Origin of the sequence: Rhizobium sp. NLR8a, assembly GCF_019685235.1 — a bacterium.
Taxonomy (GTDB): Bacteria; Pseudomonadota; Alphaproteobacteria; order Rhizobiales; family Rhizobiaceae; genus Rhizobium.
In genome coordinates, this window is the sequence record NZ_JABDWI010000012.1 from 68,220 (window position 1) to 87,072 (window position 18,853).

Here is an 18,853-nt window from a genome sequence, read left to right on the forward strand (position 1 = left end):
ATATGGAGAACGTTCTACAACTCTCCGGGAGGACTTGATGAACTTTCAGCCGGCAGCCATCGACGGCAATCTCGTTTCGCGCGCCTGGGCCGGAGAGATGATCGCACCACTATCGGACCGCGGCCAGGGAACGGCCGCAAGCTTCGTCTCCAAGACCTTTGATCATGACGGCACCGGCCTTCCGATAGAACTCTTCATCTCGGCGCTCGGCCTCTATCGCTGCTTCATCAACGGCGCCCGCGTCGGGAACGATGTGCTGACGCCCGGCTGGACAAATTACGACGCCCGCATTGCCTATCAGCGATACGACATCTCGAGATTGCTGAAGTCAGGCTTCAACAGGATAGAAATCTGGCTCGCCGACGGATGGTACCGCTCGCCGATCATGTGGGGCGCCCAGGCTATTCCCAATTGCTGGGGCGACAGGATCGGGGCCATTGCGGATCTGGTCGGCCCCAGCGGCACCCTTCTTTCTACCGACACGACATGGCAAAGCGGCCTTCTGCCGATCCAGAAGTCGGGGATTTATTTCGGCGAGATTTACGACGCACGCCTGGAAAACGTCGCCGAAACCCACGGGACCGCGCGATTGCCGTTCGACACGGGGCTGCTCGTCGCGCATGAGACTGCGGCGGTGCGGGAGCTGCAGCCGCTCGCCCCTATCGAAAGCTGGACCGATCACGAAGGCAGAACGATCTATGATTTCGGCCAGAATGTCGGCGGTTACGTCAGATATGCGGTCCGTGGCGTCGGCGGCACCGAAGTGCGGGTCGAGCACTCGGAAGTCCTTGGGCCGGAACGCCATTTCGACAATCGCAACTATCGCGCGGCGGCCGCGCATACCCTCTATACGCTCAGCGGAGATGGCGACGAGACCTATGCGCCCCATTTCACCTTCCACGGCTTCCGTTATGCCAGGGTGACGATCAAAGGCGAAGCGGAGATTCTTGCGATCCAGTCGATCCCGATCTCCTCGGTGCCGGAACCGGCCGGCGGCTTTACCTCGGGCAATCCTCTCGTCAATCGACTGGTTGAGAATACCATCTGGTCGCAGCGCGCCAATTTCATCGAAGTGCCCACGGATTGCCCGCAGCGCGACGAACGGCTTGGCTGGACGGGTGATGCCCAAGTCTTTGCCGCGACGGCCTGCTGGCTGAGCGACAGCCAGTCCTTCCTCAGGAAATATCTGCGGGATGTGATGGCCGACCAGCGCGAAGACGGCGCCGTTTCGCATTTCTCGCCTGACCCGACACGTCTGCACCCGGGCAATTTCCCGGGCTATGCCGGCTCGACCGGCTGGGGTGACGCGATTGTCGTGATCCCCTGGGTCCTCTACACCCATTACGGCGACCGGTCGGTTCTTTCGGAGTGCCTGGGCTCGATGGTGCGCTGGGTCGATTTCGTCTGGTCCATCTCGGATGGCCCGATCGTCCGTCCGCCCTCGCATTGGGGCGCCCGCGGCTTCACCTTCGGCGACTGGCTGCAGCCGGTCGGCGATAACAGAAAGCCGCGCCCGACAATTGCCGACGATTGTGCAGCCACCCTCTACCACTTCATCTCGACGGATCTTCTGGCGAAGATCGCAGGCGTGCTCGGCGAGCAAATGCTTGAAGAACAGATGAAAGGCCGCGCCGACAATATCCGGATGGCCTTTGCTAATGAGTTCATCACGCCGGCAGGGCGGCTCGCCCATAATGACCAGACATCCTACGCACTCGCTTTCCTCTACGATCTGATACCGGCGGTGCATGAGGAAACCGCTCGGAAGCATTTCCGGAAGGTGATCGTCGACGCCGACTACAAGATCGGCACCGGTTTCATCGGCACGCCTGCCCTTTTGCCGGCCCTGACGAAGCTCGGAATGGACGATCTCGCTGAAAAGGTCTTCCTGCAGGACGACGTGCCGGGCTGGCTTTACCAGGTGTCGAAGGGAGCGACGACGATCTGGGAGCGGTGGGATTCCATGGCGCCCGACGGCACCATCTACGAACCCGACATGAACAGCTATAACCACTATGCCTATGGCGCGGTCTGCCAATGGCTGTTCGAATGTGTTGCCGGCATTTCGCCGAGCCCGGCCGCACCCGGCTTTGCCGAAGTGATCGTCGACCCGGCACCGATCCGGTCGCTTTCGTCGGTTTCGGCCTATCACGATATCAGCCAAGGGCGCATCGAGGCCGGCTGGCACTGCACCGGCAGCGAGGTCACCTATGTGCTGACGCTTCCGGAGGGTTGCGTCGGCCGCTTCCGGCCCGGCCGGCGGCACCGGAATGCGTCACTCAATGGCGAGCCTGTCATTGAGGAGGCGGTTCTCCCCCCGGGTACGCACCAGCTGGTCTTTTCCCTACCCGATTACTGAGGAGCATATAGGTCACACCGTTCAGAGGAGGAACGTCATGACACATCGGATAAAGCTCATTCTTGCCGGCGCATCCGCGCTTCTGGCCTTGGCTGCGGCCAGCCCGTCGCATGCGGAAACCACGCTGTCTTTCCTGATCGACAACAACCCCGACACGGTCGCGGCAGCCGAAGCACTGGTTGCCGCCTACCAGGCCAAAGCGCCCGACGTGACGATCGAAATCGAGCCGCGGGCAGGCGGCGGCGAGGGTGACAACATCATCAAGACGCGCCTGGCGACGGGGGAGATGTCCGATGTGTTCCTCTATAATTCCGGATCCCTCTTACAGGCGCTGAAGCCGGCGCAGACACTTGTCGATCTGAGCGGTCTCGCCTCACAGGCGAAGGTGGTTGAAGGCTTCAAATCGGTCGTCCGTGCCGATGGCAAGCTCTACGGCGTTCCCTTCGGCACGGCGATGGCGGGTGGCATCCTCTACAACAGGAAGGTCTATCAGGACCTCGGCCTCACCGTTCCGAAGACATGGGCGGATTTCATGGCCAACAATGCCAAGGTCAAGGCTTCGGGCAAGGTCGCCGTGGCCCAGACCTATCGCGATACCTGGACCTCGCAGCTGTTCGTTCTGGCCGACTATTACAATCTGCATGCCGCCGTGCCGAACTTCGCCGGCGACTATACCGCCAACAAGGCGAAATATGCGGAGACGCCCGCCGCCACAAAAGGCTTCGAACGGCTGAAGGATGTTCACGACGCCGGCCTGATGAACGAGGATTTCGGCGCGGCAAGCTATGACGATGGCCTCAGAATGGTGGCGACGGGCGAAGCGGCGCATTATCCGATGCTGAGCTTCGCCATCGGCGCCATCAAGCAGAATTATCCCGAAAATTTTGCAGATGTCGGTTTCTTCGCGCAGCCGAGCGACGATGCGGCGACGAATGGTCTGACCGTCTGGATGCCGCCCGCCCTCTATATTCCCCTGACCAGCCAGCACACAGAGGAAGCGAAGAAATTCGTGGATTTCGCCGGAAGTGTCGAAGGCTGCAAGATCATGGTGGAAACCAACACCGTGCAGGGGCCTCCGCTGATCAACGGCTGCGATCTGCCTGCCAACGTACCGCCTGCCGTAAAGGACATGCTCCCCTATTTCGACGCCAAGGAAAAGACGACCCCCGCATTGGAATTCGTATCGCCGGTGAAGGGCCCGGCTCTCGAGCAGATCACCGTCGAATTCGGTTCCGGCATTCGCCAGCCGGCCGAGGCAGCGAAGCTCTATGACGAGGATGTGCGCAAACAGGCCAAGCAGCTCGGCCTGCCCAACTGGTAGCGGTCACTCGGGCCAGCTAACCTCGCTCCTGACGGGGCGAGGTTTCCCCGATCGAAGAGGTAGTCATGACCGAGACACCCCCGCACTCGCGCAAATCGCCCTACCCGCTGTGGTTTTTCATTCCCGCCGCCATCATCTACGGCGTGCTGTTCCTTTTTCCGACCATATCGTCTCTCTGGTACAGCCTGACGCGCTGGGATCTCTCGACGGCCCAATTCATCGGGCTCGAAAATTTCCAGCAGTTCTTTTCCGAGCCGTTCTTGGTCAAGGGGCTGGTCAACACCCTGCTCTATGCCGTGACGACATCTGGCCTGAAAACGGTCTGCGGCCTGCTGCTCGCCGTGCTGCTCACCAGCAATATCTTCGCCCGCGGCTTCCTGCGCACGCTGGTCTTCTTTCCCGTGTTGGTCTCGACCATCGGCATCGGCATCACCTTCACGGTGATGATGCATCCGACGAAGGGCATCATCAATGTTACGCTCGAGACGCTCGGCATTCCTGGGCCGGGATGGCTGACCAATCCGGCGCTCGCGCTTTTTTCGGTGGCCCTCGTCGACGTCTGGAAGGGCGTCGGCCTCGCCACCCTGATTTTCATCGCTGGTCTTGCTGCGATCAGCCCCGATTATTACGAGGCGGCGAGGATCGATGGCGCCACGCGGCTCCAGCAATTCTTTCGGATCACCCTACCGCTCGTGCGTCCCGCCACCGTCATCGTGGTGACCTTGTCGCTGATCGGCGGGCTTCGTTCCTTCGATCTCATATGGGCCATGACCCGCGGCGGACCCGGTTTCTCCTCCGATGTGATCGCCTCGGTTATCTACAAGCAGTACCAGGCTGGTTTCTATGGACTGTCGACGGCTGGAAACGTCATCCTGTTCGCGCTGATCGCCGTGATCATCCTGCCCTTCACCCTATGGTTCAACCGGCGCGAGGTCGAGGAATGAGAAGCGTCCGCCCCTATCTGACGGGTGCGATAGCCCTTGCCGTCGCGGCCGTCATCTTCGTTATGCCTTTCGTTTTCGTCGCCCTGCAGGCGGTCAAATCCAAATCCGAGGCCTCCCGGCTCGATTTCGAACTTCCTGAGCATTGGCTGTTCCGGGACAATCTCGTCGCCGTCTTCAAGGCGCGCGACTATCAGCTCGTGCTCGCCTATTTCAATTCGACGCTGATCACGGTCGTTTCCGTCACGATCCTGATCCTGCTGTCGGCGATGGTCGGATATGTGATGCAGCGCCGCAAGACGGCGTGGAACCGCGTGGCTTTCGCTGCGCTGTTCATGGGCCTGATGATGCCGCCGGCCGTTGTTCCCACCATCGGCCTTCTGCAGGACATCGGCCTCTTCAAGACCATGACGGGAATGATCCTGATCCAGGTTGCCTATAATCTCTCCTTTTCGGTCCTGCTCTATCGGTCGTTCATTTCGACCATCCCGCGCGATCTCGACGAGGCGGCGCTGATCGACGGCGCCAAGCCTCGGCAGATCTTCTTCAGGGTGGTCCTGCCGCTGCTGAAGCCGGTGACCGTGACCAATATCGTCGTCCAGTCGATCGCGATCTTCAACGATTTCACCAATCCGCTCTATTACCTGCCGGGCAAGGAGAACGTGACGGTGCAGCTGACGCTCTATAATTTCCAGAGCATGTATTCGAGCCAGTATAATCTGCTCTTCATGAACATCCTCCTCGTGACGATCCCGCCGCTGATCGTCTTCATCTTCTTCAACCGCCAGATCGTCGCAGGCATGACGGCAGGCGGGGTCAAGGGATAGCAGAATGGCTGAGCTCACTCTCAAACAGGTTCGCAAGAGCTTTGGCGCCCTTGAGGTCATCAAGGGCGTCGATCTGGAGGTTGCCTCCGGCGAGTTCGTCGTTTTCGTCGGCCCGTCGGGATGCGGGAAGTCGACGCTGCTGCGCATCATCGCCGGCCTGGAAGAGACGACCTCGGGCAGGCTGACCATCGGCGGCAAGGACGTGACCTATGCGGAACCTTCCGAGCGAGGCATCGCCATGGTGTTCCAGAGCTATGCGCTCTACCCGCATATGACGGTTGCCGAGAATATCGGCTTCGGACTTTCGCTCGCCCGCCGCCCTAAGGCTGAAATCGCCGAGAAGGTTGCGGCGGCGGCCGAAACGCTGCAGCTCACCCATCTCTTGCAGAGAAAGCCGAAAGCGCTTTCCGGCGGCCAGAGGCAGCGTGTCGCCATCGGCCGGGCCATCGTGCGCGATCCCAAGGTTTTCCTCTTCGACGAGCCGCTCTCCAATCTCGATGCTTCCCTGCGGGCACAGATGCGCCTGGAGATCTCGGAACTCCACGCCCGTCTGAAGTCGACGATGATCTATGTCACCCATGACCAGGTCGAGGCCATGACGATGGCCGACAAGATCGTCGTCCTCAACGGTGGCGCGGTCGAGCAGATCGGCAGCCCAATGGAGCTCTACCGCAATCCCGCGACACCCTTCGTCGCCGGCTTCATCGGCAGCCCGAAAATGAACCTCTATGGCGGCGAGACGGCACGGCGAATGAATTGCGCGACCTACGGCATCCGCCCGGAACATGTCAGGCTTTCGGAAGGCACCGGCCAGTGGCAAGGCAGAATCCGCCATGTGGAACGGCTCGGCGCCGACGCGATCCTTTATCTCGACGTCCCCGAACTCGGTGAAATGATCGTGCGCGCCGAAGGCGAAACGCCTTTCGGGCCTGGCATGACGGTCTGGGCAAACCCGCTGGAGGGAGCGGAACACCGGTTCTGAGTCCGGGTTAAAGCGCACATCGAGGATCAATCCTACCGACCGAAGATTCCGCGCCCTCACGGCAGTTTGTTTGAGAGAGCCGCCAGATCCTCTTTGAGCCGGACCGGCAGATTCATCCGTTCGTGAAGAATGCTCATGACACCAAGATCGCCGTTCTTAAGCTCGCGAAAGAACACGTAATGTTGTTCATAACGACCGAAATAGGCCAACCGCTTGATGTCTGTCGGAACTGCCAGACGTTGCGGAAGCTGTCGCCAGATCGACCGATCCTCGCACAAACGCTGCAAATAGGCGTGCAGCCCGAAAATGTAGGCATCCGCCTGCTTCTCTCCCCACGCCTCAATCGTGTCGCGCCAAATCTTGTCCTGCGCGTCGTCAGGGCGCGGATAAAATCGATAGGCTGCCATCAGGCTTATTGACGCTTGTTGCGGCGGATGACGTCTTCGGCCGAAACCGCGATGAATTCGCTGTCTTCAGCCCGCACCGCCGGCGCAAGCTCTCTTTGCAGCATGTCCCAGGCCTCATTACGGGACTGCAAGTCGCGGCGAATGAGCGCACGAATATACTCGCTGGCGTTTTCATAAAGGCCGTCATCGCCGATCTGCTGCTGGATATGATCCTGCAACTGCCCACTGACCTTCACATGAATGCTACCCGATGCCATCGGCATACCCTTCGTTTTGTCTATGATGGGTAGCGTGGCACATATTGTCAATATTCATCACGCACGCCTTCGTAGCTTTAATAACTGGTCGGGTTCAGCAGCGCTAAGGTCGAGCAGTAACCCTCACGTCGGGGCCGGATGCTTGACGGAAGACCGTTAGTTGCAAGCCCGTGACACTCGTTAACAACCATCCGGAGGGATGCCGGGCAACTTGCCTTTGTATCATTTAGTCTTTAAGGACGCCCCAATTTCGAAGGCGTAGAGGCTGAACCAGCATGTCACACAACCAGACCATACCCTCGGACCTCGCCGTGACGGCCGGCGATCTCGATCGCTATTTTACATTTCTCCGCCATGTTCTCGTGAATGCAGCCGCGTCGCGGCGGGGTGACGAAAGCCTCGATTATGCAACTGCGATGAGTGAGGCCATGCGGCTGGCCCGTGCTACCCATGATGCCGGCCGGAAGATCATCTTCATCGGTAACGGCGGCAGCGCCGCGATTGCCAGCCATATGGCGACGGACTATTCCAAAAATGGCGGACTCCGCGCCATGGCAATGAACGATGGCGCGACGCTGACATGCCTCTCGAACGACCTCGGCTATGAGAACGTATTCGCAAAGCAGATCGAAATGCATGCAAATGAAGGGGATCTGCTGGTCGCGATCAGCAGTTCAGGCAGATCGGAAAGCATCACCAAGGCCGTCCGCACCGCCCGCGAAAAAGGCGGCGCCGTTATCACCCTGAGCGGCTTCGCTCCAGGCAACCCGTTGCGTGCGCTCGGCGATTTGAACTTCTACGTCGCCTCCGATCAATATGGCTATGTGGAGATTGCCCATCTGGCGATCTGCCACGCCATATTGGATTTTTCCTGCGGCCTCGTCCCGCCCAGCCTTTCCTAAGAGCCTTATCACGCCCATGAATTTCCCCCACATCCACGATCCGGAACTGTCGCTCCTTACGCCGGACGACGACGTCACCGACCCGGAAGTCACCATTCTCGTCCCCTCGCTCAACGAGGAATTGACGATCGGAACCTTCGTCGACTGGTGCCGTCAAGGCATCGCGGCAAGTGGTGCGGCGGTCGAAATCCTGATCGTCGACAGTTCGACCGATCGCACGCCGGAAATCGCACGTGAGCGGGGCGCGCGCGTGTTGCGGACGCCGAAGCGCGGCTTGGGCAGAGCTTACATCGATGCCATTCCCTTCGTCCGCGGCAAGTTCATCATCATGGGCGATGCGGACTGCACCTATGATTTTCGCCAGATAGCGCCCTTCATCGAGGCATTCCGGAAGGGATCCGAATTTGTCATGGGCTCGCGGTTCAAAGGCTCGATCGAGGACAATGCGATGCCGCTGCTGCATCGCTATTTCGGAACGCCGCTGACGACGTGGATTCTCAATCGGATGTTCGGCAGCCGCTTTTCCGACATCCATTGCGGCATGCGGGGCATCAGTGTCGATGCGCTGCTTCGTATGGATCTCCGCTCGCAAGGGTGGGAATACGCCTCGGAAATGGTGCTGAAATCAGTCCATATGGAGCTTGCGACGACCGAGGTGCCGATTCACTTCCTGAAGGATCCGGAAGGACGGCTGAGTCACATGAAGCGCCGAGGCTGGATGGAGCCCTGGCGCGCCGGCTGGCGCAATCTGCAAGCGATGTTTGTCTACGGGTTCGATTTCTTTTTGATCTGGCCGGGCTTCCTGCTGCTGGCCCTCGGCTTGATCACCATGTTGCCGCTGCTCGCGGGACCTATGTCGATAGCAGGCGTGCGGTTCTCCTCGAATGCCATGCTGTTTGCGATGGCTCTGGCCGTCCTTGGTCAATCAATGCTGATTTCGGCAGCGATCGGTCGGGTGATCTTTGACTATTCGGGACATGTGCAGCCTCGCCTCGAGCGGCGCCTTCCCTACAATGCAACGATATGGGGATCGGTTATCGCCGTTCTGGCAGGCGTCTTGCTGGCGGTTCCGCTCTTCGATTCCTATGTCGGGAACGGCTACGTGCTGCCCGAGATCGGCATCGAGACCAACTGGGCCGTCTTCGGGCTGTGGCTTATCATCACGGCGTTCCAGATCTTTATATCAGGGCTCATGATACGAGCGCTCGGGGTCATGCTGCCCGTCAAGAAGCCTGCGCCGCCTCTCGCGGGATAAGAGCCACGAAAGGGCGATCATGATCCTAGGCTGGTGCACGGTTCTTTCCATAATATTATGGGGCCTCGTGATCGACAGAGGCATTGTTGCCCGGCTCAACCGACGTTGCGATCAGCCCTTTCGAGACAGCATCGATTTTCTGTTCAGCGGTATTCTGCCGGCTCTGGCGATCGCCGGCGGCGCGGCCACCATTCTTGGCGCGTTTCATGGATTGAGATGGGAAATCGTTCTTCCCATAGTGGCAGTCTCGATGATCTGGCGGCGGCGCGATCTCGTCGCTGTTCTTTGCGATCTGGCTTTGCTGTTTCGTAGAATCGCAACTGAATCGAAAAACGGAAATCCAATTCCGGCGCTTGCGGCCTTCACATGCATCATACTCTGCTATGTGTGGAGCGTGCTGTCCCTCTTCCCGTCAGCCGTTGCCGACGTGTGGGTTTTCCATATCCCGCTCGCCAACAGTATCATCGATCATGCCGGCTTTGTGTCGCCGCAGATCGATCATCCCTTCTACGGCAATATTCCCCTCTTCTTCAATCTGCTGTTTGCGCTCGTCATGATGGTCAGCGGTCACTGGACCGGCGCGGCCGCCATGAACATCGCAATTTTCTTCGGATTTCTGTTCCTGCTTTCAAGTTGCGCCAGTCGTTGGCGAGCATGCGGTTTTTTCCTGGTGGCAGCGCTGATCCTCAGCATCCCCTTCTTCAGGGGGAGTATCGGCGAACCGATGACGGACTTGGCCCGGTCGTGTTTCTCCGTCGCAGCCGTGCTTTTCCTGTGGCGTTATCTGGAGACCCGGCGGCCGGCGGAGCTCTTTCATTGTGCGCTCGTATTGGGAGGCGCAGTCGGAGGAAAATATACGGAACTGCAAATGGTCGGCCTCGTAGGGCTGGTATTGATACCGATGCTTCTCAAGGGAAGGATATCCCTGCCGCTCCTTCTGTCATGCCTTTGCGCATTCCTCGCGGTCGCCGGCTACTGGTATGCGAAAAACCTGATCGCCCTCGGCAATCCGATCTATCCCTTCATGTTCGGCCATCAGGGCCTCAGCGATGCCTGGATGGCGGATTACATGCTCGAATTGGGCAGGGCCTTCGATCCCGCCAACCGGCACTTTGTTACGAACCTCGCTACTTTGCAGGGTTGGCACGACTTCCTCTATATCCTTTACGACTGGTTTCTCGAAAATAAGCCAAATGCTTTCGTCGCTCTCGCTTTGATTCTGGCCGGTCTGGCAGTGGCTTTCCGGCGCATCGCCTTTCTCGCAGCGATGGTCCTTGCCATGTTCGTGATATGGTACACCGTTATGTTCAATCACATACGGTGGGCGACGCCAGCCTATCTGCTTTTCTTTTCGACCGGGTTTATCGGCGCCTCCCTGGTTCGGGAAAGATTGGATGCATGGCTCGACCGACGGGTCATGCCGCAGATGGCTCCACTGACAAAAATGGCCTCTTCGCCAGCAGGCATGGTCGCCAGCCCGATGATAATAGTCTTGCTGGCCGGCGGGCTCTGGATTGCCCACTGGCACCGAATGGGCGGTCGCGACATCGACCCCGTCAAGGCGAAAGACTTCGATGTGGTGCTCGGGATGATAAGCGTCGATAAATACTTGGAGAGCCATCGCGAAGCTTATTTCATGTACCGCTATATCGCAGATCACGACCTGCGAACCGTCTTTCAACCTTTCGATACGGCCAATATGTTATTGTCCACGGCTTATAACGACGGTCGTGACGGCGGCTGGCAATTGCCGCGCTACGTGCTGCCAGCGCCGGGTTCGGATATCGATGCTTTCATCAAAGACAATAAGATAGCTTACTTCATCGTTCCACCCGATGCCGATAGCGCGTTTCTCGCCGAACGCATCGGAGAAAACAAGATCGTGATGGCCAACAGCATCATAGCCCATATGATGCCTCGCTCCTCGCTGATATTGACGGATCGGTTCGGCTGGAAGCTCTATCGCTTTGAAGCGGATCGGGCATCGTGACTATACCATCCCTCCGCGCATTGCTTCGCATCGCCATCCCGGTTCTGAAAGTGGCCGTCGCGCTTGGCCTCGTCATATGGATCGCGCGTAAGGTCGATTTCGCAGAAGGGTGGGCTGCGATCCGGACCCTGTCGGTAACGATCATCTGGGCCAGCGTCTTCCTGCTTCTCTTGCAGGCCGTGCTTTCGGCATGGCGATGGTGCCTCCTGTCGGAAATGATAGGGCAAAGACTGAAACTGACCGGCGCCACGAAGCTCTTCATGCAGAGCCTCTTTTATAATCAAGCTCTTCCAAGTCCCATTCCAGGCGATGCCGCCCGCATATTCGGCGCCATCAAATATGGCCTGACGATAACGGAAGCGACACTGGGTGTGGTAATCGACCGTATCCTCACGCTTTTCGGGCTGGCGGTGGTTGCGCTGATCGGACTGATCATCATGCGCGGCTTTTACGGGCACGACTTCCCAATCCCCTATTTGGTCGAACTCACGGCCCTTGGCGTGGCGGGAACGATCGCATCGGCCCTGGTCTTCAGCTGGCGCCGGCATTTCTTCGTGCGGTTTCTTCCGGCAAAGCTGCACGCGCTGACCGAGGCGCTAGCAGCGTTTCTCGCCCACCGAAGAATGCTCGGGGTATTCCTGTTGACCCTCGTCATTCACGGATTGAGTGTCGTCTCGCTTGAAATCCTCGTTCTCGGTCTCGGTCTTCCGCTCGATTGGGGTCAGGCCGCAGCCGCTTTCCCGCCAGTCCTGTTGATCGCCATGGTTCCGATTTCCGTCGGAGGATGGGGGCTGCGCGAAGGCGGCATGATCGTTTCCCTTGCAGTGTTCGGCATCGGCACGACAGATGCCGCGACGCTGTCGGTGGTTTTCGGCCTGTTGCAGCTTGTGGTCGGCTTGGCCGGTGGTGTATTCGTCCTATCGCGTCCTCATTCGGGAAAGATCAAAGCGCTCTGAAGAGCCTTAACAGATCATATGGAGCTGCCGACATGCATGCCTTGGTAACAGGAGGGGCCGGTTTTATCGGCAGCCATCTCTGCGATCGTCTGTTGGATTCGGGTTATCGGGTAACCGCAATCGACAATCTTCATCTTGGCCGCATGCGCAACATCGATCATCTGCTGCAGCGATCGGATTTCCGCTTCCATGAGCTGGATATGCTCGATCGGGAAGGCATGGATCGGCTCATTGGCGCGGATCGTCCCGACGCCGTTTTCCATCTCGCCGCCAACTCCGATATTGCCGCCGGCAATGCCAATGTCGAACTCGACCTCCAGCTGAACCAACTGACGACGACGACGCTGCTCGCCATCATGCGCAAGCATGAGATCGGCAAGCTTTTTTTCGCCAGCACCTCCGCCGTATTCGGTGAAGCCGAAGGCAACATTCACGAAAATCATGGCCCGCTGCGGCCGATTTCGCTCTATGGCGCCAGCAAGCTTGCCGCCGAAGCCTATTTGTCCGTCTACGCGCTGTCATTCGGCATCAAGACGCTCGTGCTGCGCTTTCCCAATGTCGTCGGGGAACGCTCCACCCACGGAGCCATCTATGACTTCATCAACAGACTGAAGGCTGATCCTGCGCGGCTCCAGGTGCTCGGCAACGGCATGCAGACAAAACCCTATCTCTATGTCGGCGACCTGGTGGATGCCATTCTGCTTGCCTGGGAAAAGGCGCCCGGTGCCTATGAGGTATTTCATGCCAGCGGCATCGGTGAAACGTCTGTCCGGGATATCGCCGAGATCGTAGTCTCCAAGGTCGCATCCGGAGCCGCTATCGAATACGGCAGCGAAGACCGTGGTTGGCTGGGCGACGTGCCGCGCTTCAGCTACGACATAAGCCGACTTGTCGCGCTCGGCTGGACGCCGAAGCGGAAGTCCACCGAGGCTGTTGAACTCGCCGTCGAGCGGATCCTGGCGAATGGGTTCTGAGAACGCTATCTGCGAGGCTATCATTATCGCCGGAGGCCTCGGAACGCGCGCGCGCAGCATGACGGGCGATGTCATTCCGAAGGCTCTTCTGCCGCTTGCCGGCGTGCCGATCATTGTCAGGCAGATTCGCGTGCTCGCCCGCGAAGGCGTTCAGCATGTGCGTGTGCTTGGCGGCCACCTTGGCAGCCAGCTCAAGCCTGCCCTTGGACCGGAAGCCGAAAAGCTTGGCATTGCGATCGACGTCTTCGTTGAGAAGTCTCCGCTCGGTACGGCCGGTTGCTTGACGACTTTGGACACGATCGCCGATGACGTCCTTATCGTCTACGGTGACATGCTTTTCGATATCGATCTGTCGGCCCTTGCGCGTCATCGGCGGCAATTTCCCGCCGCGCTGACGATAATCGCCCATCCCAACGATCATCCTCGCACATCCGATATCGTCGTTCAGAAGAACGGCTATCTCCAGCGCCTGTTGCCCCGCAAGGCGCCACGTGACGCCGATTGGCGCAATCTGGTGCCGGCCGGTTTGTACGTGGCTTGCGGCCAGTTCTTCGACACTCTCCAGTCGGGGCAGCCGGCCGATATGATCCATGATGTGATCCCCGGCCTCCTCGAGCGATCCATACCGGTCGCAATTTATGATACGCCCGAATATATAAAGGATACCGGCTCTCCGAGCCGACATGCCGCCGCGGCTGAGGATATTCGCCATGATCGGGTTCATGCCGTCCATCTCTCGGTTCGAAGACCCGCTGTGTTTTTCGATTGCGACGGCGTGCTCAACGAAGATGTCGGCGGCCACGGAGTCATACGTCCAGACCAGGTGAAGCTGGTGAGCGGAGCCGGCGAAGCGGTGCGGCTCGCGCGCGAGGCCGGCTTCCTTGCGGTTGCCGTGACCAACCGGCCGCAGGTCGCCAAAGGCTTGCTGGACGAGACCGGCCTGGATCATGTTCTTGGTCGCCTGGAGGCCGAGCTTGCCGAAGACGGCGGCGTCCTGGACCGAATCTATTTTTGTCCGCACCATCCGGACAAGGGATTCCCTGACGAGGTCCCCGAACTCAAGATCGAATGCGCTTGCCGCAAACCGGGCGATCTGATGATCCGCCGGGCCATGTCGGAACTGCCGATCGAAAAATCGAAATCCGTCATTATCGGCGACAGCCTGCGCGACATAGGTGCGGGCCGCAAGGCGGGCATCTGGGCCTATGGTGTGCGGACCGGTTATGGACTGCGGGATGTGAAGAGCTATCCTGCCGCCGAAACCGAAATCCCGCGAGCCGACCTTGTCTTCGATACGGTCTATGACGCCGTTCGCTTTCAGTGCGGCTACCAGCATATCGGGAAAGCCCCAGCCAGAGCGATTGAGGAACGGCTTTCAGGTATGGCAGGGCCTCTGCTCGTCAGCATATGCGGTCGTTCCCGCTCCGGGAAAAGTACGTTTGCGCATGCCGTTCAACGCATCCTCTCGGAAGCAGGGCGCAGGGTGCTGAGGCTGGAACTCGACCGCTGGATACTGCCGCTCGAACATCGCAGCCCGGATATGAGCGCGGAAGAGCGCAGCAGGGTAGAGCTCTATCCCGAAATCGTCAGCGTGCTGCGCCGAGCGGGACGGGTCGAAGCACCCGGCTACGACGCGGCCAGCCGTGCCCAGCTGAGGGGTCCTGCCATCTATGATGCGCGAGATGCCGAGGTCATCCTGCTGGACGGCATCTTTGCCGGCCATGCGTCGATCCGCGAAGAGGTCGATATAGCCGTCTTCGTCGAAGCGTCGCAGCAGACTCTGCTGAACCGCTTTCACACATTCTATGCCTGGAAAGGCCTCACGCCGCTTGCCGCCGAAGGGCTCTGGCAGTCGCGAATTCAAGAAGAGTGGCCGAGGATCGATCTGCAGCGCACATCGGCCGATATCGTCATCAATCTCGAGGAGACAACCCTTTGATCGTTTCATCCGCACCTTTTCGGGTCAGCTTCGCCGGCGGCGGCTCGGACATCGCGTCCTATTACCGTCGGCAAGCCGGAGCGGTCTTGTCCTGCGCGATAGCCAAGTACAGCTTCGTCATCGTGCATAACTATTTCAACGAAAACAAATACCATTTGAAATACACGCGCACCGAACTGGCTGACACCCTTGAAGAGGTCGCGCATCCGCTGCTGCGCGAAGCCCTGCGTATGCATCAGGTCGAGCCGGGCATCGAAGTCGCTTCCGTCGCCGACATTCCCTCCGGGACTGGGCTGGGGTCATCCAGCTCCTTTTCCGTGGCGCTGATCAACGCGCTTTATGCCCACAGGTCGCGTTTTGCTTCCAAGGATCAGTTGGCGGAAGAAGCCTGCAGACTCGAAATCGACATCCTGAAGGAGCCGATCGGCAAACAGGACCAGTACGCAGCCGCCCATGGCGGCTTGAATTTCATCGAATTCAATTCCAACGGCAGCGTCAACGTGCAGCCCGTCGTGCTCAGCGCCAACAAGATGGCGGAGCTCGAGAGCAATATCCTCCTGTTTTTCACCGGAAGCCAGCGCGACACGCGCTCTGTGCTGTCGACGCAGGTGCAGGCCATGGAGACGAACGAAGAAAAGTTCCGGACGGTCGAGAGCATGGTGCAGCTGGCTTACGAAATGCGCGACATCCTGATGGCTGGCGACCTCGGCGCCTTTGGCGAAGCGCTGCATCGCGGATGGATGATGAAGCGATCGCTGACGTCACAGATCACCAATAGCGCCATTGACGAGTTTTACGAGGCGGCACGCGCTGCCGGCGCGATCGGCGGCAAGCTCGCAGGCGCCGGCGGAGGCGGCTTCCTCGTTCTCTATTGCCCCAGAGATCGCCAGGCAAAAGTCCGGCAAGCGCTGTCGCAGCTCAAGGAAATCGAGTTTCGTTTTGACTGGAGCGGCGCGCGTATCGCCTTCGCACAATAGAGGACGTGAATGGCACCGCGTCTCATCATCACCGGATCAACCGGCTATATCGGTGCAAGACTTGCCGCGCTGGCGCGTGAGCGCGGCTTCGAGGTGGTCGAGCTCGGCCGGCGCTCCGAAGCAAAGTGGCGCATCGGCGATGAGCCCGCCGCGTCCGATCTGAAGGGGGGGGCTGCCGTCGTTCATCTCGCGCATTCCTGGGCCACCGGGCCGGAGACGGCCGAGGAAAACAACATCAATATCTCGGGCACCGTAAAATTGGCGGAAGCGGCAAAGGCAGCCGGAGTGCTACGCTTCGTCTTTGCCTCCTCCACCTCGTCCAGGCAGGAAGCGCTGAACGTCTACGGCCGCACCAAGTACAGAATTGAACGGCATTTGGCGGCCAGCTTCGCGGCACCGATCGTTCGGATCGCGCGAATAGGGCTTGTTTACGGCGGCCCGCGCGCGGCGATGTACGGTCTCATGGCGAAATTATCGGCCTTAAGTCCGCTTCTGCCGATGATTGGGCTTAGCCGGAAGGTTCAGCCCATTCATCTCGACGAAGTCGCAGCGGGCTTGTTGACGCTGGCGACAGACGAAAGCCAGCTGCCGCAAACATTCGTGCTCGCTCAGGAGAAGCCGATAAGCTTTGCCGCCTGGCTGCGCATTCTTCGCCGCAGCCAAGGCAAAGGGAATCTGCATTTCATCCCGATCCCCCTCACTGCGGCCCTGTTTGCCTGTCGCATGACGAAGCTTCTGCCGCTGATCCCGACGGTCGATCCGGAGCGCGTCCTGGGGCTCGCGGGGGCCGCTCCTATGGAAAGCGGCGAGAGCCTCAGGCTGCTGAAGTTGAACTTGGCTGATCCATTGGTGGTGCTTTCCGCGGAGTTCGGCCAGAAGAGTGGAGAACCGTCGCGAAACGAGGCCGAGGCGCTGCTGCACTATCTCGGCGCCGCACCCACCGAAGCGCAGGTGCAGCGCCTCTCTGAAGGGCTTCGGCGCGAGGGACTGGCGCCGCTCGGTCTCTCCCCGACGCTGATCAGGCATCCGCGTCTGCTGTCGCTCTTTGAACCACCCGCCAATCAGACGCAGCATCGCCTCGCAAGAGCGCTTTACCTCGCCGATCTCGCGAGCGAGCCGGAACGGCAGCGGCGCAAAAAGGCCGGCTTCTTCAAGGCAATCCTGACCATATCAAGCGATGTCCTGCTGCTTCCGCTCCGCGCTCTTTTCGCCGGGAGATATCGATGAAAGGGGCCGATGCCGACTTCATCATCATCGGCAGCGGCCCTGCTGGTGTTTCCGCCGCGTTTCCGCTTATAGCGGCCGGCCGCCGTGTTCTGATGCTGGATGCGGGCAATGATCTCGGATCGCAGGAGGAAAGCCGCAGTGTGCGCATCCTCGGAAGCGATCTCGAATCCCTGCGCGTGGACGATGGCAGCTCGCCAAAACTGCAGACGCCGGTGTCGCGTGGAATTGTCGAACGGTTTCGACGCGATTCCGGCATAGCGGGCGCCGGCTTCATGCCCATCGGCAGCCTCGCCCGCGGCGGCCTCTCCAATATCTGGGGCGCGCAGATCAGCTATCTCGACGCCGAGGACATTGCCGATTGGCCGATAGACATTGCTTCCCTTCAAAGATCCTACGAGCGCATATCCCAACGCATCGGGATCAGCAGGAATGCCGATTTTACGGAAAGCGCCAACGAGCAGCCCGTCCTGCCGCTCGGGGCGACGGCCGCCCATATTCTTCAGAGACACAAGGTCGCGAAGCCGGTGGACGGATCGTTTCGGCTTTTTCCTGCCGTCAATGCCATGCTTTCGCAGGCGAGACCCGGGCGGGCGGCATGCGACCTGCGCGGCGACTGTCTCTATGGTTGCCCGAGCGGGGCGATATATAACAGCAGGCAAGATCTCCTTCTGTTGCGGAAATCCCCGCATTTTCGTTTGCTCGACAACATGCGGGCCGTCTCGTTGGCCCGCAGCGCGGGCTGGACGGTCGGAACGGCCGACGGCTTGTCGTTTTCCGCTCCGAGGATCATTCTTGCCGCAGGGGTGCTTGGAACGGCCGCCCTGCTGGCCGACCGTCTTCCGCTTGAGGAACAGGGACTGCGCCTCTTGAACAGTCCCACGCTGGCCATTCCCCTGCTCTCCCCCGCGAGATTGCTGCGCTCGTCAACGCCGACGCACAGCCTGGCGCAGCTCGGATTATCGCTGCGCTACGGCGGGGGCACATCCGATTATGTGACGGGAGCGATCTATGAGGTGGGCTCCCTGCCGGCACAAAGCTTCATCAACAGGATGCCGCTCGGCCGGAAGGCCGGACGTGCAGCGTTCGAGACGATCGCCGGAAGCCTGCTCGTCGCCACGATTTATTATCCTGGCGATCAAAGCCGCAGCTATATCCACCGAGATGCAACGACGGGAAGGAGTTTGATCATCCGGGGCGGCTTCGCGGACGGCTTTGAGATTCGTGCCGAAGCTTTGAAAAAGGCGCTTCGTCGCGAATGGAAACGATTGGGATTGATTCAGCTGCCGGGCGCATCGCTGGCAGAGCCGGGTGTCGACGCGCATTTCGCCGGCACCTTACCGATGGGTGCCTCCGGTCCGTCCGGCACCTCTGCCGACGGCGAGTTGAACCTCCATCCCGGTCTTCACATCGTCGACGGCTCGATTATTCCGGATCTGTCATCGAAATATATCACGATGACGATCATGGCCAATGCCGATCGCATCGCCCACCGTCTTGCCGAAACAGAAGCAAAGCCGGCACTCTGAATCCATTCGGCTC

General features: G+C 59.6%; 16 protein-coding genes. 14 read left to right on the top strand and 2 right to left on the bottom strand.

The features are described 5' to 3' along the window. Nucleotides 1-37: 37 nt before the first annotated feature. The 5 genes from HJC04_RS22755 (at nt 38) to HJC04_RS22775 (ending at nt 6,430) form a co-directional block, all read left to right on the top strand. Nucleotides 38-2,359, top strand: a complete 2,322-nt coding sequence (locus HJC04_RS22755) for an alpha-L-rhamnosidase (RefSeq protein WP_221147199.1) — start codon at nt 38-40, stop codon at nt 2,357-2,359. Nucleotides 2,360-2,396: 37 nt separating this feature from the next. Continuing rightward, nucleotides 2,397-3,680 carry an ABC transporter substrate-binding protein gene (locus tag HJC04_RS22760; protein WP_221147200.1) on the top strand — a complete coding sequence of 428 codons (1,284 nt, stop codon included), beginning with the start codon at nt 2,397-2,399 and terminating at the stop codon, nt 3,678-3,680. A 65-nt stretch (nt 3,681-3,745) separates the two neighbouring features. Beyond that, a complete protein-coding gene (locus HJC04_RS22765) occupies nt 3,746-4,624 on the top strand; it encodes a carbohydrate ABC transporter permease (protein WP_221147201.1) in 879 nt (292 codons plus the stop codon). Continuing rightward, nucleotides 4,621-5,448 carry a carbohydrate ABC transporter permease gene (locus HJC04_RS22770; protein WP_221147202.1) on the top strand — a complete coding sequence of 276 codons (828 nt, stop codon included), beginning with the start codon at nt 4,621-4,623 and terminating at the stop codon, nt 5,446-5,448. The genes HJC04_RS22765 and HJC04_RS22770 overlap by 4 nt, the downstream gene beginning before the upstream one ends. Nucleotides 5,449-5,452: 4 nt before the next feature. Then, nucleotides 5,453-6,430 (top strand): ABC transporter ATP-binding protein, encoded by a 978-nt coding sequence (locus HJC04_RS22775; protein ID WP_210633254.1) that lies wholly within the window; start codon nt 5,453-5,455, stop codon nt 6,428-6,430. 56 nt (nt 6,431-6,486) lie between these two features. On the opposite strand, the gene HJC04_RS22780 is transcribed toward HJC04_RS22775, so the two are convergent. Together HJC04_RS22780 and HJC04_RS22785 are read right to left on the bottom strand one after the other, a co-directional pair. Further along, nucleotides 6,487-6,837 (bottom strand): type II toxin-antitoxin system RelE/ParE family toxin, encoded by a 351-nt coding sequence (locus HJC04_RS22780; RefSeq protein WP_210633253.1) that lies wholly within the window; start codon nt 6,835-6,837, stop codon nt 6,487-6,489. A gap of 5 nt (nt 6,838-6,842) precedes the next feature. Next, entirely contained in the window at nt 6,843-7,094 is a 252-nt protein-coding gene (locus tag HJC04_RS22785) for a transcriptional regulator (RefSeq protein ID WP_221147203.1), read from the bottom strand. Nucleotides 7,095-7,369: 275 nt separating this feature from the next. Between HJC04_RS22785 and HJC04_RS22790 the strand changes: the two genes are divergently transcribed. Genes HJC04_RS22790 through HJC04_RS22830 form a run of 9 tightly spaced genes read left to right on the top strand, consistent with a single transcriptional unit; the run spans nt 7,370 to nt 18,840 of the window. After that, a complete protein-coding gene (locus tag HJC04_RS22790; protein WP_210633246.1) occupies nt 7,370-7,996 on the top strand; it encodes an SIS domain-containing protein in 627 nt (208 codons plus the stop codon). Nucleotides 7,997-8,012: 16 nt separating this feature from the next. After that, nucleotides 8,013-9,251, top strand: a complete 1,239-nt coding sequence (locus tag HJC04_RS22795) for a glycosyltransferase family 2 protein (protein ID WP_221147204.1) — start codon at nt 8,013-8,015, stop codon at nt 9,249-9,251. A 19-nt stretch (nt 9,252-9,270) separates the two neighbouring features. Next, the gene (locus tag HJC04_RS22800) at nt 9,271-11,241 is read left to right on the top strand and encodes a hypothetical protein (RefSeq protein ID WP_221147205.1); all 1,971 of its coding nucleotides are present in this window, start codon (nt 9,271-9,273) and stop codon (nt 11,239-11,241) included. Further along, nucleotides 11,238-12,197 (top strand): lysylphosphatidylglycerol synthase transmembrane domain-containing protein, encoded by a 960-nt coding sequence (locus HJC04_RS22805; RefSeq protein WP_210633241.1) that lies wholly within the window; start codon nt 11,238-11,240, stop codon nt 12,195-12,197. Before HJC04_RS22800 ends, HJC04_RS22805 begins: the two co-directional genes overlap by 4 nt. Before the next feature lie 32 nt (nt 12,198-12,229). Then, nucleotides 12,230-13,171: an NAD-dependent epimerase/dehydratase family protein gene (locus HJC04_RS22810; RefSeq protein ID WP_210633240.1), complete on the top strand. Its 942-nt coding sequence runs from the start codon at nt 12,230-12,232 to the stop codon at nt 13,169-13,171. Continuing rightward, nucleotides 13,161-15,110: an HAD-IIIA family hydrolase gene (locus tag HJC04_RS22815; protein ID WP_221147206.1), complete on the top strand. Its 1,950-nt coding sequence runs from the start codon at nt 13,161-13,163 to the stop codon at nt 15,108-15,110. Before HJC04_RS22810 ends, HJC04_RS22815 begins: the two co-directional genes overlap by 11 nt. Continuing rightward, nucleotides 15,107-16,087 (top strand): GHMP kinase, encoded by a 981-nt coding sequence (locus HJC04_RS22820; protein ID WP_210633238.1) that lies wholly within the window; start codon nt 15,107-15,109, stop codon nt 16,085-16,087. The genes HJC04_RS22815 and HJC04_RS22820 overlap by 4 nt, the downstream gene beginning before the upstream one ends. 9 nt (nt 16,088-16,096) lie before the next feature. After that, nucleotides 16,097-17,314: an NAD(P)-dependent oxidoreductase gene (locus tag HJC04_RS22825; RefSeq protein WP_221147207.1), complete on the top strand. Its 1,218-nt coding sequence runs from the start codon at nt 16,097-16,099 to the stop codon at nt 17,312-17,314. Further along, nucleotides 17,311-18,840: an FAD-dependent oxidoreductase gene (locus HJC04_RS22830; RefSeq protein ID WP_221147208.1), complete on the top strand. Its 1,530-nt coding sequence runs from the start codon at nt 17,311-17,313 to the stop codon at nt 18,838-18,840. The genes HJC04_RS22825 and HJC04_RS22830 overlap by 4 nt, the downstream gene beginning before the upstream one ends. Nucleotides 18,841-18,853 lie beyond the last annotated feature (13 nt).

Excerpts from the sequence above, each read along its gene's own strand:
- HJC04_RS22755 (WP_221147199.1), top strand. The coding sequence starts at position 38 with ATGAACTTTCAGCCGGCAGCCATCGACGGCAATCTCGTTTCGCGCGCC.
- HJC04_RS22760 (WP_221147200.1), top strand. The coding sequence starts at position 2,397 with ATGACACATCGGATAAAGCTCATTCTTGCCGGCGCATCCGCGCTTCTG.
- HJC04_RS22765 (WP_221147201.1), top strand. The coding sequence starts at position 3,746 with ATGACCGAGACACCCCCGCACTCGCGCAAATCGCCCTACCCGCTGTGG.
- HJC04_RS22770 (WP_221147202.1), top strand. The coding sequence starts at position 4,621 with ATGAGAAGCGTCCGCCCCTATCTGACGGGTGCGATAGCCCTTGCCGTC.
- HJC04_RS22775 (WP_210633254.1), top strand. The coding sequence starts at position 5,453 with ATGGCTGAGCTCACTCTCAAACAGGTTCGCAAGAGCTTTGGCGCCCTT.
- HJC04_RS22780 (WP_210633253.1), bottom strand. The coding sequence starts at position 6,837 with ATGGCAGCCTATCGATTTTATCCGCGCCCTGACGACGCGCAGGACAAG.
- HJC04_RS22785 (WP_221147203.1), bottom strand. The coding sequence starts at position 7,094 with ATGGCATCGGGTAGCATTCATGTGAAGGTCAGTGGGCAGTTGCAGGAT.
- HJC04_RS22790 (WP_210633246.1), top strand. The coding sequence starts at position 7,370 with ATGTCACACAACCAGACCATACCCTCGGACCTCGCCGTGACGGCCGGC.
- HJC04_RS22795 (WP_221147204.1), top strand. The coding sequence starts at position 8,013 with ATGAATTTCCCCCACATCCACGATCCGGAACTGTCGCTCCTTACGCCG.
- HJC04_RS22800 (WP_221147205.1), top strand. The coding sequence starts at position 9,271 with ATGATCCTAGGCTGGTGCACGGTTCTTTCCATAATATTATGGGGCCTC.
- HJC04_RS22810 (WP_210633240.1), top strand. The coding sequence starts at position 12,230 with ATGCATGCCTTGGTAACAGGAGGGGCCGGTTTTATCGGCAGCCATCTC.
- HJC04_RS22815 (WP_221147206.1), top strand. The coding sequence starts at position 13,161 with ATGGGTTCTGAGAACGCTATCTGCGAGGCTATCATTATCGCCGGAGGC.
- HJC04_RS22825 (WP_221147207.1), top strand. The coding sequence starts at position 16,097 with ATGGCACCGCGTCTCATCATCACCGGATCAACCGGCTATATCGGTGCA.
- HJC04_RS22830 (WP_221147208.1), top strand. The coding sequence starts at position 17,311 with ATGAAAGGGGCCGATGCCGACTTCATCATCATCGGCAGCGGCCCTGCT.